Origin of the sequence: Faecalicatena orotica, from assembly GCF_003149245.1 — a bacterium.
Classification (GTDB): Bacteria; Bacillota; Clostridia; order Lachnospirales; family Lachnospiraceae; genus Faecalicatena_A; species Faecalicatena_A orotica.
This window is the reverse complement of record NZ_QGDL01000032.1, coordinates 1-1,066: the sequence shown is the minus strand read 5'-3', so window position 1 is coordinate 1,066 and position 1,066 is coordinate 1. Positions and strand designations below refer to the sequence as shown.

General features: G+C 51.3%; 1 rRNA gene. It reads left to right on the top strand.

From position 1 onward, the window contains the following. A 23S ribosomal RNA gene (locus tag A8806_RS25945) occupies nt 1–1,066 on the top strand; the annotation flags it as partial.

Below are 1,066 nucleotides of genomic sequence, written 5' to 3'. Positions count from 1 at the left end.
TGCGGGGACCACCCCGTAAGGCTAAATACTCCTTAGTGACCGATAGCGCATAGTACTGTGAAGGAAAGGTGAAAAGGACCCCGGGAGGGGAGTGAAAGAGAACCTGAAACCATATGTTTACAAGCTGTGGAAGCGCTTTATATGCGCAACCGCGTACTTTTTGTAGAACGGTCCGGCGAGTTACGCCGGCTGGCAAGGTTAAGCACTGAAGGTGCGGAGCCGAAGGGAAACCAAGTCTGAAGAGGGCGCCAAGTCAGCCGGAGTAGACCCGAAACCGGGTGATCTATCCATGTCCAGGTTGAAGTTGCCGTAAAAGGCAATGGAGGACCGAACCCACATCCGTTGAAAAGGGTGGGGATGAGGTGTGGATAGGGGAGAAATTCCAATCGAACCCGGAGATAGCTGGTTCTCCTCGAAATAGCTTTAGGGCTAGCCTCATATTCAAGTCTTGCGGAGGTAGAGCACTGAATTTCCTAGGGGGCGTCAAAGCTTACCAAAGAATATCAAACTCCGAATGCCGTGTAGATGATGTATGGGAGTCAGACTGTCCGAGATAAGTTGGGCAGTCAAAAGGGAAAGAGCCCAGACCTACAGCTAAGGCCCCAAAATGTGTGTTAAGTGGAAAAGGATGTGGGATTTCGAAGACAACTAGGATGTTGGCTCAGAAGCAGCCATCCATTAAAAGAGTGCGTAATAGCTCACTAGTCGAGAGGTCCTGCGCCGAAAATGTCCGGGGCTGAAACACACTGCCGAAGCTTGGGAATTGATGAATGTCAATTGGTAGAGGAGCATTCTTAACAGCGGCGAAGCTGTACCGTAAGGAGCAGTGGAGCGTTAAGAAGAGAGAATGCCGGAATGAGTAGCGAGAGGAAGGTGGGAATCCTTCCGGCCGAATATCTAAGGTTTCCAGAGTAAAGCTGATCTGCTCTGGGTAAGTCGGGGCCTAAGGCGAGGTCGAAAGACGTAGCCGATGGACAACAGGTTGAAATTCCTGTACTATGATATGACAGAACTGTGGGGACGCAGGGAGAGAGCACATCCCGGGGGTGGAATACCCGGGGCAAGC